The organism is Nostoc sp. (assembly GCF_036917275.1).
Lineage (GTDB): Bacteria > Cyanobacteriota > Cyanobacteriia > Cyanobacteriales > Nostocaceae > Nostoc.
Genome location: NZ_JBALDF010000060.1, coordinates 81,923 through 97,233, shown reverse-complemented (window position 1 = coordinate 97,233; position 15,311 = coordinate 81,923). Strand labels below are relative to the sequence as shown.

Sequence of the window (15,311 nt, the reverse complement as noted above, 5' to 3'; positions counted from 1 at the left end):
TTATCCAGTCTTATGTAACCAAATAGACAATTTTTAGCTGGGTAGTTAGATCATACTACTCATACTTACGTATTTTAGCAGCCGGAACATAATCAGTGTCTGCGGTAATATCTGCAAGTATTGAAGGCATCGCCTTTTGGATTTGCTGTTGAACCACATCTTACCCCTAGTAACTCAATTGGCACTGAGTTTTGGAACAGTAAGGATATAGCGTGACATTATGGTTTTTCAGAAAACTGAGGTTGCTATAGACTTCCCAAAGTGAATATTATATGTATTTCAAGTGCTGAATATGCGATCGCTCTCAAAAGTTAATCTTTCTGGGAGCGAATATTGTTGTAATATGGCTGCTTCAGCATCGGCTATCAAAGTTTTCAGTACAGGTAATTTCTCAAAAGCAGAAAATTATCCTGCGTACAATAAAAGACTCCTAAAGCTACAATAATTCATCTAGTTGATCAGGATTCACGCCTAACTGACGCAAACGTTCTGCTTTTCGTGGCTGTCCACCGCATACACCAATGGGCTGTTATGGTGGGTTGTCATGGTGGTGTGGTGTTAAAGTCTCGGATTTTACGCTGATCCCTCCAACCCCCTTAAAAAAGGGGGCTATGGTTACTCATCTTCATCGGGTTCTAAATCGTCGGTTGTCAGTTCCTGATGGGGGATGGCGGCGATAATTGCATCTATGACTTTAGATACTTGTAATATCTCAATATTAAGGTCAAGGAATTTCGTCCCTTTTGGCACGATCGCTCGTTTAAATCCCAACTTAGCAGCTTCTTTCAACCGCAGTTCCATTTGGGAAACCGATCGCACTTGTCCGCCTAACCCAACTTCACCGATTAATACTGTACCGGGATCGACGATGCGATCACGGAAACTGGCAACGATCGCGATCGCTATTCCTAAATCTACGGCTGGTTCTTCCACATTCAACCCACCCGCAGAAGCAACGTAGGAATCTAACTTGGACATGGGAATTCCCACCCGTTTTTCTAAGACAGCGAGAATTTGTACCAAGCGGTTGTAATCTACGCCAGTCCCAGCACGCCGAGGGGAGGGGTAGCTGGTGGGACTCACCAAAGCTTGCAATTCCACAACTATCGGGCGAGTGCCTTCGCAAGCAACGACAATCGCAGTACCAGGCGCAGGATCGTCACGGTTACCTAAAAATAACTCTGAGGGGTTGGCAACTTCCCGCAGTCCTTCGGCTACCATTTCAAAGATGCCGATTTCGTGAGTTGCGCCAAAGCGGTTTTTCACTGTCCGTAATAACCGATGGGAGGCAAAGCGATCGCCTTCAAAATACAACACCGTGTCTACTAAATGTTCTAAAACTTTTGGCCCAGCGATCGCTCCTTCTTTGGTGACGTGTCCCACAATCAGCATAGTCACATCTTCGTGCTTCGCCACCTTCATCAATGCTGCTGTACATTCCCGTACCTGAGCTACCGAACCGGGCGCAGAAGTCAGCGCCGGAAAGAACACTGTTTGGATACTATCAATCACCGCCACGTTTGGTTTTAGAGAGTCTATTTCCCGTAAAATTTCTTCTAAATCTGTTTCTGGTAATACATATAAATCTGCACCTATACTGTCAGGGTCTATGGGAAGTGTAGTATCTACTACCACTGTTACCTCCTGATCATTAACCAGATTTACGCTTTTTGATACTCCCAAACGAGAAGCTCGTAATTTTACCTGCTGTCCCGATTCTTCACCAGTTACGTAAAGGATGCGATATTTCTGTGCTAATTGATTTGATACTTGTAACAATAAAGTCGATTTACCAATACCCGGATCACCACCAATCAGCACCATAGAACCTGGGACAACTCCACCACCAAGCACCCGATCTAATTCTCCATAACCAGACTCCCATCGAGCAATTTGGCGATCGGTAATTTGGTCAAATGTTAAAGAGGCTCGCGCTTTAGCTGGTTTGGCATGAGATTTGCCATTGGTTTGAGTTGATTGCCAACTACTTACTCCCCCTCGACTGGGTACATCTACTGAAGACTGGATAGTGATCTGTTCTTCGAGAGAATTGTATGTGCCGCAAGCTGGACACTTACCAAACCACTGGGGCGATTCTGCTCCACATTCGTTACAAACGTAAAAGGTTTTTGGCTTTGCCATTCTTAAATCTTATTAAATATTCTTAATATTTGCTTAGTTCTTGGGAAAAACTAAAAACTAATAATAGTAGTATTTAGAGCTTTTTCCAAATCAATTGATGGAATGATATCTTAATATTATGGTATTAAAAATTAATCATGTAAATTTTTAGTGAAGGAGCGTTGAAAAACTTGGAAAGCCATAAAGAAAAAATCTTGGTGGTAGATGACGAAGCCAGCATTCGCCGGATTTTGGAAACGCGCCTTTCCATGATTGGCTACGATGTAGTGACAGCTGGCGATGGGGAAGAAGCTTTGGAAACTTTTCGCAAAACTGATCCTGACCTGGTAGTTTTGGATGTAATGATGCCAAAGCTAGACGGCTATGGTGTATGTCAAGAATTACGAAAAGAATCAGATGTCCCCATTATTATGTTAACAGCCTTAGGGGATGTAGCCGATCGCATCACTGGGCTAGAGTTAGGTGCTGATGACTACGTAGTTAAACCATTCTCCCCGAAGGAGCTAGAAGCTCGAATTCGCTCGGTACTGCGGCGGGTAGACAAAACCAGTGGATCTGGTATTCCCAGTTCTGGGGTAATTCATGTCGCTATTATTAAAATCGATACGAATAAGCGACAAGTCTACAAAGGCGATGAGCGCATTCGATTGACAGGTATGGAGTTCAGCTTATTAGAGTTGTTAGTAAGTCGCTCTGGAGAAGCTTTTTCTCGTTCGGAAATTTTGCAGGAAGTTTGGGGTTACACACCAGAACGTCATGTGGATACCCGTGTAGTAGATGTGCATATATCCCGTTTACGGGCAAAGTTAGAAGATGATCCTAGCAACCCAGAATTGATTCTCACAGCGCGGGGTACTGGTTATCTTTTCCAGCGGATTATTGAACCAGGGGAGGAGTGAGAAAATGAGGGACAAGGGGAGCAGGGGAAGCAGGGGAAGAAGAACATTTGATTATTACCCAATACCCAATGCCCAATGACTAAATCTGATCCTAATCGAGTTTTGCGGCGTCTGCCCATTGTTGTGGGTGGGCTAGGCGCTGTGCTTTTGTTGATTAACCGTTTGTTGACACCAGAACTAACCCAATCTCAATCGCGTGGTGATGTGGTAGGCGTGATTTTGAGTGCGGTGTTAATTTTGACGGGTTTAATTTGGCAGCAAGTTCAGCCGCGATCGCCTGATACTGTAGAACTAATTGGAGAAGAAGGTTTTGTCCTCGCAGCAGATTTACCTGAAGCTATCAAAACAGAGCTAGCTTGGGCATCTCACTTATTGTTAACCAATACAGTAACGCGATCGCTGGTGGTTTTTTATCAAGGTAAAGTTTTGTTGCGTCGCGGTATTCTGGGTACTAAATCTGAGGTTGTACCAGGAGTAATCTTAAAACAGGCACTCGAAAAACAAAAGCCGATTTATCTAGTTGCTCTAAAAATATATCCGGGTAAGCTTGAATTTGATTATTTACCAGAAAATACTCAAGGTGTAATTTGTCAACCTATTGGCAATCAAGGTGCGCTTATTTTGGGAGCGAATGCTCCTCGCAGTTACACCAAACAAGATGAAAACTGGATTGCGGGAATTGCTGATAAATTAGCCGTTACTCTTAATACTTAGGTTATTCGCTAGTTTAGAAATCAGCCAATTTTGGTGAGACTTGGGGATTTTGCCCCAAGTTATGGAGCAAAGTCACGGGTAATCGCTATTAGCAAGTCATTGAGTGTCACGAACGTATTTTTGATTAAAAAATTTCATTTAAAAGACGCTCTCTACGAGACGCCGCGCGTAGCTTGCTTCTCCGTAGGAGTACGCAAACTCGCTCTAAGCTAACGCAAAAGCCTCTCTAAGAGTTGCCGGAGTCTAAAATCTAAAATTCAATTACCAAGAAGTCAAAAAATTCCAACCTTCCTTTTCCTGTGGTGTCTCTCCTTCTTTTTCTTCGGGTTCTTCAGGTATATTTAAATTTTTCTGTTGAATTAAATTATCATACTCTCCTGAATCAACCCATTTTAATAACTCGCCAGCCCGCATAACCACCCAGGAAAGCCCAGATTCTGTATAGCTTAATATTTTGGTGACCTGATCAACACTATCAAAGTTATTGGATGCAAACTCACGGGCTTGTCCGAGGAAATCTTCGATTACAGCAGTAGTCAAGTACTCATCTGGTAACCCTGCGAGTTTCATCAGTGTAGTGGTTGCTACCTCAATATCTTGACAAGCCAGCAAACCAGCCCGATCAGCAGTGAACCTAGCCATCATTCGCCAATTATACAAACCCAGTTCCATTCCACTAGCTACTAAGCCACCCACACCCAGTGTGGTACTGCTCAACAAATTTTTCAAAGTCGGCATCACAATTGCCATTTGGTGATAAACCATGTGCTGACTCTTGATGCGAGCAACTTCGTGTCCAAAAACGTAAAGTAACTCATCCGGGTCAAGCCACTCCATTCCATCTAAATTGATACCAACAAGGGGTTTTTCCACCCCAACAATGTAACTTTGAATGTGACCTGTGCCTCGAAACAGATACAGTTCAGGAAGTGGAGCAACATCAAGAATTTGGCAGGTTTCTACAAATGCCTGATGCAATTGCGGAAAATTACGGGGCGAAATTCTGATTTCACTACCAAGGCTTTGCAATCTGAGTAAGCGATCAATGCCGTATTCGTTAACTTTTTTGAGTAGCAGAGAGACACCGGGCATATTTTGTAAAGAAGCCAAGGCTTTGCGATCAAAGGGGTGTTCGTAGGTTTTAGAACTTAGTCCAGTTAATATTTTTCTCGTCATGGGTTTTGAGCTTTAAAATAGCAGTTTAGGAAGCATTAGGCGATATGGCATAAATCCAGCTACCATCTCAATTAAGACAGGACTTACGCAAACTGGTTGAAAGTAGGCATTCCACCACAGCGTACTAAGCATTTGTCACCATCTTGCCCAGATAGAATATACAGTAGGGACGCACGGCTGTGCGCTCTTACGAGGAAATTTACAATTGATCTATGCAAATTACTTATTGGTTATTAATTGCCGTAATGGTTGTGGGTGTTATCGGTGCCGTAGTTCCAGCCATTCCTGGTAGCAGCTTAATTTTAATTGCAATTATCGTTTGGGGAATCGTTAGTAGTTCTTTTACAGCTATCAAGATTCCACTAATTGTGACAGTTATAGTTTTACTGCTCAGTCTCGGAGTAGATTTTTTAGCTAGCTATGTGGGAGCAAAACAAGCTGGAGCTAGCAAGTGGGGGCAAATTGGCGCAATTGTCGGTTTGGTTGTGGGATTTTTGGGATTATTACCAACACTACCTTTTGGGGGCCCACTGTTAGGAATTTTACTAGGACCGCTTTTGGGAGCAATTATTGGTGAGTACCTTTACAGACGTGAATTAGGGTTGGCGGTTAAGGCGGGTATAGGAATTATAGTCGGGTCTTTAGTTGGAAATTTGATTCAAGGGTTGTTAGCGATCGCAGCAGTTGTAGTTTTCGTTGTGACAACTTGGTCACAGGTATTTGGCTCTTAGCATTTGAGAACAACGCTAACAGCTAGCAGTTAGCTATTTATTACAAACAATTCGATTTGATAACAAAGACTATCTGTAGTAAACAAATACAGCGGTTCCTCCCATTTATTCTCTGAGAGGAACCGTTTCAGTAAATATTAGTAACTGGAGAGATTAGACCTCTTGCAAAAATCCTTGAATCACCCCTCCCCAACCCTCACGCCACTTGCTTCAAGTCGGCAGAGCCGCCCAACGCAGTGGCTCCCCTTATGAAGGGGAGGGGGCAAGATTTAAAGTTTCCCCCCAATATATCGGGGGGATTAAGGGGGGTCTATTCGACTTATGCAAGAGGTCTATTATAAATAAACTGCATACTCCATCTATCTAAAATATGGTTGAGTAAGTTTAAGTATTAAAAATATCAATTGTACTTATACAAAAATTACCTTTCTTCAAGTTAGAGCTATTGCCAACAATTTAAACCCTGTGAAATGAAAGATATACGAAGCACAGGTATGTAAGTAATTAAAATTTCATTAAGGATAGTAATGCATTGAAGATGTTATGAAGACCACTCAGTAAATCTTGCAGGCTCTAAGTCTATGTGATTTCATGGAGATAAGAAATACATCAGACAAGTTTCACTTTCACTGACAGTAGTTTTAATAAATTATTGAGATTAAAAGTAAAGCGATCGCTCTGATTTAAGGTTATTACTAGGAGCCTCAAACAACAATGATTAGTTTTAAATCTACATTACTAAATGCAACTTTAGCTGTTACTGTTGCAATTCCCTTGGCTACTGCTGGATTATTTACCTCTGCTGAGTCTGCTCAAGCTGCTGCGCTTAGTGGTGCTGTTCAGTTTGTCGGTGGCACAACTTACTCTCCCTTCGCTACTAGTAGCACAATCGAATTATCTCAAGATGCGCTAACTTTTACTCCTCAGCCAATTACTCCAATTGCAATTACAACTGGTTCTGCAACCGGAAACTTTTCAGCTTTTAACTCAGCCAACATAGGTAACATCATCTCATTCTCATCAGAAAAAGCAGACAATCCATTTCTTGACTTTGGTTCTCTTGCTGCTTTTGGTTTTGCTACTCCTGGCACCATTTTCCCTGGAGCAGATACTAGCTCTCTAACAGATGGATTGAATACTTTTATTTTGAAATCTGCTACCCGCTCGATAATTCAAAGCGGTCTTAACGTTGGTATAGACGTTGCACTTTTTGGAGTTTTTACCAGTGCAACTGGGGAAACATCTAATGGAGGGGGAAACTTAACTTTCCAAGTCAACAATGCGACTGTTGAAAGCGTCAATTCAATTCTTTCTAGTGGTGGTTCAATTAAGAATTTAAGCTTTTCTGGTGGTGTATTCGCTACTGTTCCCGAACCCGCAACTCTACTAGGTTTAGGTGCAGTAGGTGCAGTAATGGTTATGTCTCACCGTCGCAAAAGTGTCATTTAATAGACCAATCCTAAATATAAACAAGTTACTTTTAGAAACTAAAAGTAACTCTAATTTATCTATTCGATCTGGCTGGAATGCAACATTGTACCAGCCAGGTCAAATTTTTTTATCCTGTCAGACAAATCTATATTAAAGGTGAATTTTTTTAACCTTAGATAGACTTAAACTGATTGCAAAGATTGTTTCGCTTCAATTGCGATCGCTTCTACTTGATCATTAGCCAGAGTTTCTAATATAGATTTGGCTTCTGCACTACCCAAACGAGCCAAGGCTTGTACAACTCTGTAACGAATTTGCCAATCTGGATTAGTAGCATAAGGAGCCAACAGGGTAACTGCCTGTGAATCTCCCAAATCACCCAAAGAACTAATAGCAGCAGTTTGAACTAATTCGTTTTCTGATGAGAGCGCCTCTTTGAGTAGTTCAAAGGCTCGTGGATCACCCAACTCTCCTAATGTAGCAATGATACTGAATTGGATTAACCATTCATCGGTTGTATGATAAAGCTGTTGCAAGTCTTCAAAAGCTTCATGTAACTTTAAAGCACCCAAACAGTCTGCTGCTGCTGCTTGTACATCTACTTCAGAGTCATGAAGTAAGCGATCGCGCAAGATATCTAAGGATAACTGTAAATTTTGTGTTCCGAGTGTATCCATTTGACTCACCGCTGAGTAACGGACACGGGAATTGCGATCGCCAATAGCATTTTGAATTAATTCAAAGCCGATGGCAGGTTCCAGTTGGCGGATTTGATTTACTGCACGTAAGCGATCGCCTAAATCCTCAGAACTGAGCAATTGCTTAACAGACTCCGCATTAATACTCATTTAATTATCCTTAATTTTCAAAGGTGTAAAAAATAGCTAACAGTCTGATAACTGTTAACTGACTAATCTTGACTTGCTGCCATTGCCCGAATAATATCACCACGAGTGAGGATACCAATTACTTCACCCGCGCCCTCAAGTACTGGTAATCGGTGAACGCTGCGATCGTGCATGATTGTAGCGGCTTCCTTTAAAGTTTTATCAGGGGAAATAGCGATCGGGTTTTTACTCATCACCTCCCCAACGGTTTGCCCTAGTGCCTTGTGCAAGTCACGTTCATATGTAGCAGGATTTTTTAAATAGATAACGCTATCAAGAAACATAATGTACGCAGGTGGAGTAACACCAGTTTCTTGCCACATTAAATCGGTTTCCGAGATAATGCCCACCAATTTACCGACATCATCCACAACAGGTAATCCGCTAAAGTGGCGTTCTGCAAGAATTTGGATAGCTTCGTTGAGTGGAGTTTCTGTCCGAACGACAACTGGATCGCGGCTCATCACATCGGCAACGGTTTTAGGCATTTGTTTGCTGACACCTTTAATCAAAGTCCCTGCGCCTATTGTAGAAAATTGCGGGACTCAACCTGATGCAATTAATAGATTGTTACGGTGATTGGGCATTGGGCACAAGAGGCAGAGGGGGAGAATTAAAATTACTTGTTTCTCCTCTTTCCGCCTACCCCCTGCTCTCCCTACTTTTTTCTAGTCCCCAGTCCCTTTTAAGGCAGCAATAATTTGAGTATTTGCTTTAGGAAAAGTAAACTGCTCCAGTTCTTCCAAAGTTACCCAGCGAATTTCATCGGATTCCAAAGGTTGGGGAACACCTGTAACATGGCGGCAATGATGTACTATGAGGGTAACGCGCAAGTTTGTATAGCTGTGGTCGATAGTAATCAAATGCTCTCCCACTTCAATTACTATTCCCAGTTCTTCGGAAATTTCTCGTTGAATACACTCGCTGATAGTTTCACCAGGCTCAATTTTACCACCAGGAAATTCCCACAAACCACCCATCACTCCTTCTGGGCGACGGCGATCAATTAAAATTTGCTTTTGGTCATTCCAAATTACTGCAACACCAATAATTTTATGGGGTGGCAAAAAACTGGTTTCACTCATAATTGATTGGGGAGATGAGGAACTACTTTTGCTAATAATAAATCCATGTACTATTCATATCCGTACAAAGCTGGTATTAATAATTATTAAAGAACACGAAAATATTAAGACCTCGGAAAACATGGTGTAGATTTAGAATAGCTTAAGTAAGTGTAAATAGTTCGTTAAAAAATTGACTTTGATAACAGAGTTTTAGACTTAACCCAAGCGGATTAAATGATACAGCAGATTGCAAGTTAATGAAGTACAAAAATACCCCTCCCTAACCCTCCCCGATAGATTGGGGAGGGAACTAGATTGGGAATTTCCCCCCAATACATCGGGGGGATTAAGGGGGGTAAGGATGTACTTCATTTAGATGCAAAATGCTGTAAGGGATACTAACTTCTAATAACAAAACTCGGCAGATTGGTTTGAATTCTGCCGAGTTTTGATTTATTGCGAAGGTCGTCTACCGTTGTTAGTTTATCTACAAGTGTGTGTTAATTATTTAGCAATACGCCTCTAATTTAACTAATCACCAACTTACAGGAGTTCACAGATAACCAAATCCAAAAACTCTGCTTTACGCTGCCGCAAGGCAAGCGTCTATGCATTTAGTCTATGCATTTAAATTTCAACCCTAATTTGTCACTATTTTTGGATATTTAAAAAATTTAGCTGATGCATGACTCGGAATTAGTCGCGAAGATTTTGCAGAGGCTCATTTTCAATTCGGACTGCCGTGACTATGAGTAGCTATCAGCCCAACAATATTGAATTTCCCAAATTTTATGTTTCTAGTCAACTTCACTGTTATTGCTTTCAGTCCCTTGTAGGGCGATTTCAAAATTCATTCTCTGTTCAGCGTTACGCAAGAAATAACCACTAATCATCGCAGAAGCCAGAAGCCTACCCAGACTTTCCCGACTGGTGGTTACGCTGATGCCAAAATGTTCTGAGGGTAGATTACCCAATAGTCCTGTAATATTCCGTTCCATCACCTGAAACACTTCGGCAGATGTGGGTTTAGATAGTTGGGTAACTGTCTCAGGATTCAAGGATTTAACGTACTGCCATAGTAAATCGCTAGTTTCTGATTCGCTATTAAAAAATTCTGAGACATGATTGGATTGGTTATTCATTTTTTAGCTCCTTAACTACCACTGCTGGCTGCGGTGCTTGTGATTTAAATATTAAATGTCTGTTTTGGATTTGACTTAAGCTAGCTATTTTGTCTTCCTGCCAACTAATGTAACAGCCTAGCGTAAGAGTGGAAGTAGTTGTAACCGTACCAAAGTCAGCGTATTTTCTCACCCTAATAAAGTTAGGAGTGAAGAGTTAATTAAAAACTCATAACTCCTAACTTTCCCCTAACTTGCCAAATATTCATCCATGTTGGCTTTAGACTTGCGAAGTTTGGTTAAGGCTTCCCGCTCAATTTGCCGGACTCGTTCCCGGCTGATATTCAGTATTTCACCGATTCTAGCCAGAGTCAGCGCTTGCCCATCAGTTAAGCCAAAGCGCAGCGTGATCACTTCCCTCTGCTGTGACGTGAGGTCGCCCATCAGGCGATCTAGGTCATAAGATAAGGAAGCTTGCATGACAAACTCTTCCGGAGATGCTCCTGGATCTTCCAGCATTTCTCCGAGTTCGGTGTCATAATTATCACCTAGCCGCAAATCTAAGGAAAGGGGCAAACGCGCCTTTTCTAGATACTCTCGCACTTGTTTGGGTGTCAATTCTAATTCTTGAGCTAGCTCACCAGCTGTCGGAGCGCGTCCCAACTTTTGAGACAATTGGCGCTGTGCCTTTTTAATTTTATTTAATTTTTCAGTGATATGGATAGGCAGCCGAATGGTACGAGCTTTTTCGGCTATAGCACGGGTGATCGCTTGCCGAATCCACCAATAGGCATAGGTAGAAAACCTGTACCCTTTGGTGGGGTCAAACTTTTCTACACCCCGTTGCATACCAATACTACCTTCTTGGATCAAGTCCAGTAAATCAACGTTGCGTTTTATGTACTTTTTGGCAACAGAGACTACCAGCCGCAAATTGGCTTCTACCATCTTACGCTTGGCAATTTCACCATCAGCGATCGCTTCGTTCAAATCTGCTGGTTCTAACTTTGTCGCTTTGGCCCACTCTTCTAAAGTCGGTTGACGACCTAACTGGGTGGCAAGAGATTCCCTTGATTCGTGCAAAGCGCAGGAACGTTGCACCTGTTTCCCATAGAAAATCTCTTCCTCGTGGGTTAAGAGTGGCACACGGCCAATCTCACGCAGGTAAGTCCGCACGAGGTCTGTGGCTGTCTGAGCGGTCTTCATGGCGCTACTCTTTGGTAATGATGGGTTTGGCGGTAGGGTCATTAAGGGATAGATGCTTTATTAGGGTGCTACCCAGTCAGACTGGGAACCTATACTATGGTTTGCAATTTACGCGCCCGATAAACACGTAGCGCTCATAATGATCAAATTTAGGCTTCTTAACTGCTAAAAGTTACAGTTATTTCCTACTTCTCACAAGTATCTACAGTTAGATAAAAGGTAGCTTTTTAAACATTTTTTTATATAAACCTTATTAACAATTGTAACATTTATGAGAATGTTTTGGCTAGATGGCGACATTAAATTTCCTGGTTGTTCCAGTTCATCCAATATTGCCCTTTCTCTCCAGGCTGACTAGAAGTCAATTTAAGAAATTATTTGGTTGACATAAGCTTCCTCATATTTGTTAAGGTATCTCTAATGAGAACTATAGTCATTCTCTTATAACAATTACTTAATTTTCTTGGACATTAGGGAGCCACTGCGTTGCTGGGGTTCCCCTGGTTGTTCGCGTTGGCAAAGCCTCTCTAAGAGTTGCGTCTTTGAATAGAACAAGCAAGTGGCCTCATTGGGGCAGAGGAGAAAGACTTACTGCAAGCAACTTCCCCTCTGCTCCCCTGTTCCCCACTTCCCAGTTCCTACTCCCTGGTAATAGGGCAGAACTCTTGAATGGTTTTTACATCCAAAGTCGTATTTTGTAAAGAATGGATGGCGGCGACAGTAGCTTTTGCGCCGGCGATGGTAGTAATGATGGGAATTTTGTAAGCTAAGGCTGTGCGGCGGATTAACCTAGCATCAGTCTGGGCTTCTTCCCCTGAAGGTGTGTTGATAATAAGTTGGATTTTCTGGTTTTTGATTGCATCTAGGACGTGGGGACGACCTTCGTGGAGTTTCAACACTAATTCAATATTTAATCCCTGTTCCAGGAGAACTCGTCGTGTACCAAGGGTAGCCATCACTTTAAAGCCCAAATCGATAAATTCCTTCACCACAGCACCGGCAGACGCTTTATCGCGATCGCTCATTGATACAAATACAGTTCCCGTCAGTGGTAAACGCTCCCCAGCACCCATTTCTGCTTTGGCAAAGGCCCGGCCAAAGTCGCTGTCAATCCCCATCACCTCACCAGTAGATCGCATTTCTGGGCCCAATATTGTATCAGTTCCTGGGAATTTATTAAAGGGTAATACTGCTTCTTTTACAGCAATATGTGTGGGAATGACTTCCTCGGTGAAATGTAGCTCCTCTAAGGTTTTACCTGACATAATTAAGGATGCTAATTTCGCCAACTGTACGCCCGTTGCTTTAGAAACAAATGGGACTGTGCGGGAGGCGCGGGGGTTGGCTTCCAAAATGTAAACTTGGGGAGAATAACTACTTGCGCCAACAACGGCAAATTGAATATTCATCAACCCTACGACTGACAGCGCTTGTGCTAGCTGCACCGTCCAAGTGCGAATTTGATTGAGAACTGCTGGTGATAGGGAAATGGAAGGTAAAGAACAAGCGGAATCTCCTGAGTGAATCCCTGCTTGTTCGATGTGTTCCATGATGCCACCAATCACTACTCGTCCTGTATGATCAGCGATCGCATCTACATCGACTTCAATCGCGTTTTCCAAAAACTTATCAATCAAAATCGGATGTTCTGGTTCCACTAGTACTGCAAAGGTCATGTAGCGTTCCAACTCAGCATCGGAATAAACGATTTCCATTGCCCGTCCCCCTAACACATAGCTGGGACGTACCACCACTGGATAGCCAATGCGTTTGGCGACAATCAGCGCATCTTCGTAACTTCGGGCAATACCATTGGGCGGTTGGGCAATATTCAACTGTTGAAGAATCTTTTCAAACCGCTCCCGGTTTTCTGCCATGTCGATGGAATCTGGTGATGTACCCCAAATTTTAGTGAGCAGTCCTGAAGTGTCATTGTTAAGAAATTCTTGTAACGGCAGAGCCAACTTTAGCGGTGTTTGTCCGCCAAACTGGATAATTACCCCAACTGGATTTTCAGTTTCGATAATGTTAAGAACATCTTCTTTTGTTAACGGTTCAAAGTAAAGGCGATCGCTGGTATCATAGTCAGTCGAAACCGTCTCTGGGTTAGAGTTGACCATAATCGTCTCATACCCCCCTTCCTTCAAAGCATAGGCGGCGTGACAACAACAATAATCAAACTCAATTCCCTGCCCAATGCGGTTGGGGCCACCACCCAAAATCAATACTTTTGGCTTAGTTGCTGGCAAGACCTCTGTTTCTTCTTCGTAGGTAGAATAGTAGTAGGGGGTAAACGCTTCAAACTCAGCGGCGCAGGTATCCACTGTTTTGTAAACCGGGATGATTCCTAGTTGTTTGCGGTAGGCGCGAACTTCATCTTCGGTGGTTTTGGTGGCATAAGCAATCTGGCGATCGCTATATCCGTCCCGCTTCACTTCATAAAGTTGCTCTTTTGTCAATTGCTGCAAAGGTGTCCGCTTCAGGAATTTCTCCACATCTAGCAGTTGCTGGAATTTATCTAAAAACCATCGGTCAATACCAGTGAGTTCGTAGATTTCCTCAATAGTCATCCCTTGTTGCAAGGCATGACGCACAGCGAAAATGCGATCAGGGTTAGGTGTCCGCAATTGGGCGCGAATTTGTTCACCACTAGGTAATTTCTCGGCTTTGTCGCAACCCCAACCAGCACGTCCTGTTTCTAGCGATCGCAGCGCCTTTTGGAAGGATTCGTTGAAAGTCCGCCCAATTGCCATTGCTTCCCCGACAGACTTCATTTGGGTTGTCAGCACTGGTTCGGAGCCGGGGAACTTTTCAAAGGCGAAGCGGGGGATTTTGGTCACCACATAGTCAATTGTCGGCTCAAAGGATGCCGGAGTTTTCTTGGTGATGTCATTTTTAATTTCATCCAGGGTGTAGCCCACAGCCAATTTTGCTGCCATTTTGGCGATCGGGAAACCCGTGGCTTTGGAAGACAAAGCCGAACTGCGGGAAACGCGGGGATTCATCTCAATTACAACCACATCGCCAGTAAGCGGATTGACGGCAAACTGGATATTAGAGCCGCCAGTTTCCACACCGATCTCGCGGATGATTTTAATTGCCATATCCCGCAGCCTTTGATATTCTTTATCAGTGAGGGTTTGCGCGGGAGCGACGGTAATTGAGTCCCCGGTGTGAATGCCCATAGGGTCAAGGTTTTCGATGGAGCAGATAATCACCACGTTATCTGCTAAATCACGCATTACTTCGAGTTCATATTCTTTCCAGCCGAGTAAAGACTGGTCAATGAGAATTTGTGAGACGGGACTGGCATCTATACCTACCTGTGCCATTTCTTCAAATTCTTCTTGGTTGTAGGCAATACCGCCGCCACTTCCACCCATTGTGAAAGCTGGACGAATAATTAGGGGATAAGTACTAATTTTGCGGGCAACAGCTTTGGCTTCTTCCAAAGATTCGGCCGTGCCGCTGGGACACACAGCTATCCCAATCCTTGCCATTGCCTCACCAAAAAGTTTTCGATCTTCGGCTTTTTCAATGGCTGGTAGTTTAGCACCGATTAACTCAACGCTGTAATTTTCCAACACCCCATTTTTGGCTAAAGCAACGGCGAGGTTGAGGGCAGTTTGTCCTCCCATTGTTGGCAAGAGAGCATCAGGGCGTTCTTTTTCAATGACTTTTTCGACCAATTCCGGAGTCAGCGGCTCAATGTAAGTGCGATCGGCTGTTTCCGGGTCGGTCATAATTGTTGCAGGGTTGGAGTTGACCAAAACCACTTCATAGCCTTCTTCTCGCAGCGCTTTGCAGGCTTGAGTGCCAGAGTAGTCAAACTCACAGGCTTGTCCGATCACAATTGGACCAGAGCCTAACAGGAGAATCTTCCGGAGGTCGTCACGGCGGGGCATAGTCGTTGCCTTGGAATACGAGAATACAAATC

The 15,311-nt window shown here is 43.2% G+C and carries 12 protein-coding genes; 4 read left to right on the top strand and 8 right to left on the bottom strand.

The window, feature by feature from the left end; translation table 11 throughout:
- Positions 1–615: 615 nt before the first annotated feature.
- Positions 616–2,142 carry a DNA repair protein RadA gene (gene radA, locus V7K35_RS23720; RefSeq protein ID WP_335082194.1) on the bottom strand — a complete coding sequence of 509 codons (1,527 nt, stop codon included), beginning with the start codon at positions 2,140–2,142 and terminating at the stop codon, positions 616–618.
- Between the two features lie 170 nt (positions 2,143–2,312).
- Between radA and rpaB the strand changes: the two genes are divergently transcribed.
- Both rpaB and V7K35_RS23710 read left to right on the top strand, forming a co-directional pair.
- Positions 2,313–3,041 carry a response regulator transcription factor RpaB gene (gene rpaB, locus V7K35_RS23715; protein ID WP_273769721.1) on the top strand — a complete coding sequence of 243 codons (729 nt, stop codon included), beginning with the start codon at positions 2,313–2,315 and terminating at the stop codon, positions 3,039–3,041.
- A gap of 75 nt (positions 3,042–3,116) precedes the next feature.
- On the top strand, positions 3,117–3,755 hold the full coding sequence (locus tag V7K35_RS23710) for a cofactor assembly of complex C subunit B (protein WP_335082192.1): 639 nt from the start codon (positions 3,117–3,119) through the stop codon (positions 3,753–3,755).
- A gap of 261 nt (positions 3,756–4,016) precedes the next feature.
- On the opposite strand, the gene V7K35_RS23705 is transcribed toward V7K35_RS23710, so the two are convergent.
- Positions 4,017–4,931, bottom strand: a complete 915-nt coding sequence (locus tag V7K35_RS23705; protein ID WP_335082190.1) for a M48 family metallopeptidase — start codon at positions 4,929–4,931, stop codon at positions 4,017–4,019.
- A 212-nt stretch (positions 4,932–5,143) separates the two neighbouring features.
- On the opposite strand from V7K35_RS23705, the gene V7K35_RS23700 reads away from it, so the two are divergent.
- Together V7K35_RS23700 and V7K35_RS23695 are read left to right on the top strand one after the other, a co-directional pair.
- On the top strand, positions 5,144–5,662 hold the full coding sequence (locus V7K35_RS23700; protein ID WP_335082188.1) for a DUF456 domain-containing protein: 519 nt from the start codon (positions 5,144–5,146) through the stop codon (positions 5,660–5,662).
- Positions 5,663–6,376: 714 nt separating this feature from the next.
- A complete protein-coding gene (locus V7K35_RS23695) occupies positions 6,377–7,111 on the top strand; it encodes a PEP-CTERM sorting domain-containing protein (RefSeq protein ID WP_335082186.1) in 735 nt (244 codons plus the stop codon).
- Between the two features lie 164 nt (positions 7,112–7,275).
- Here V7K35_RS23695 and nblB read toward each other — a convergent pair whose 3' ends face one another.
- The 6 genes from nblB to carB form a co-directional block, all read right to left on the bottom strand.
- Entirely contained in the window at positions 7,276–7,941 is a 666-nt protein-coding gene (gene nblB / locus V7K35_RS23690) for a phycobilisome degradation protein NblB (protein WP_334798001.1), read from the bottom strand.
- Between the two features lie 62 nt (positions 7,942–8,003).
- Positions 8,004–8,468 (bottom strand): CBS domain-containing protein, encoded by a 465-nt coding sequence (locus V7K35_RS23685; protein WP_334798000.1) that lies wholly within the window; start codon positions 8,466–8,468, stop codon positions 8,004–8,006.
- Positions 8,469–8,648: 180 nt separating this feature from the next.
- Positions 8,649–9,065 carry an 8-oxo-dGTP diphosphatase MutT gene (mutT, locus tag V7K35_RS23680; RefSeq protein ID WP_334797999.1) on the bottom strand — a complete coding sequence of 139 codons (417 nt, stop codon included), beginning with the start codon at positions 9,063–9,065 and terminating at the stop codon, positions 8,649–8,651.
- 779 nt (positions 9,066–9,844) lie between these two features.
- Positions 9,845–10,189, bottom strand: a complete 345-nt coding sequence (locus tag V7K35_RS23675) for a DUF760 domain-containing protein (protein ID WP_298918048.1) — start codon at positions 10,187–10,189, stop codon at positions 9,845–9,847.
- Between the two features lie 228 nt (positions 10,190–10,417).
- The gene (locus tag V7K35_RS23670; RefSeq protein ID WP_334975453.1) at positions 10,418–11,374 is read right to left on the bottom strand and encodes an RNA polymerase sigma factor, RpoD/SigA family; all 957 of its coding nucleotides are present in this window, start codon (positions 11,372–11,374) and stop codon (positions 10,418–10,420) included.
- Between the two features lie 638 nt (positions 11,375–12,012).
- Complete coding sequence (gene carB, locus V7K35_RS23665; RefSeq protein WP_335082184.1) at positions 12,013–15,279, bottom strand: carbamoyl-phosphate synthase large subunit; 3,267 nt, start codon at positions 15,277–15,279, stop codon at positions 12,013–12,015.
- Between the last annotated feature and the right edge of the window lie 32 nt (positions 15,280–15,311).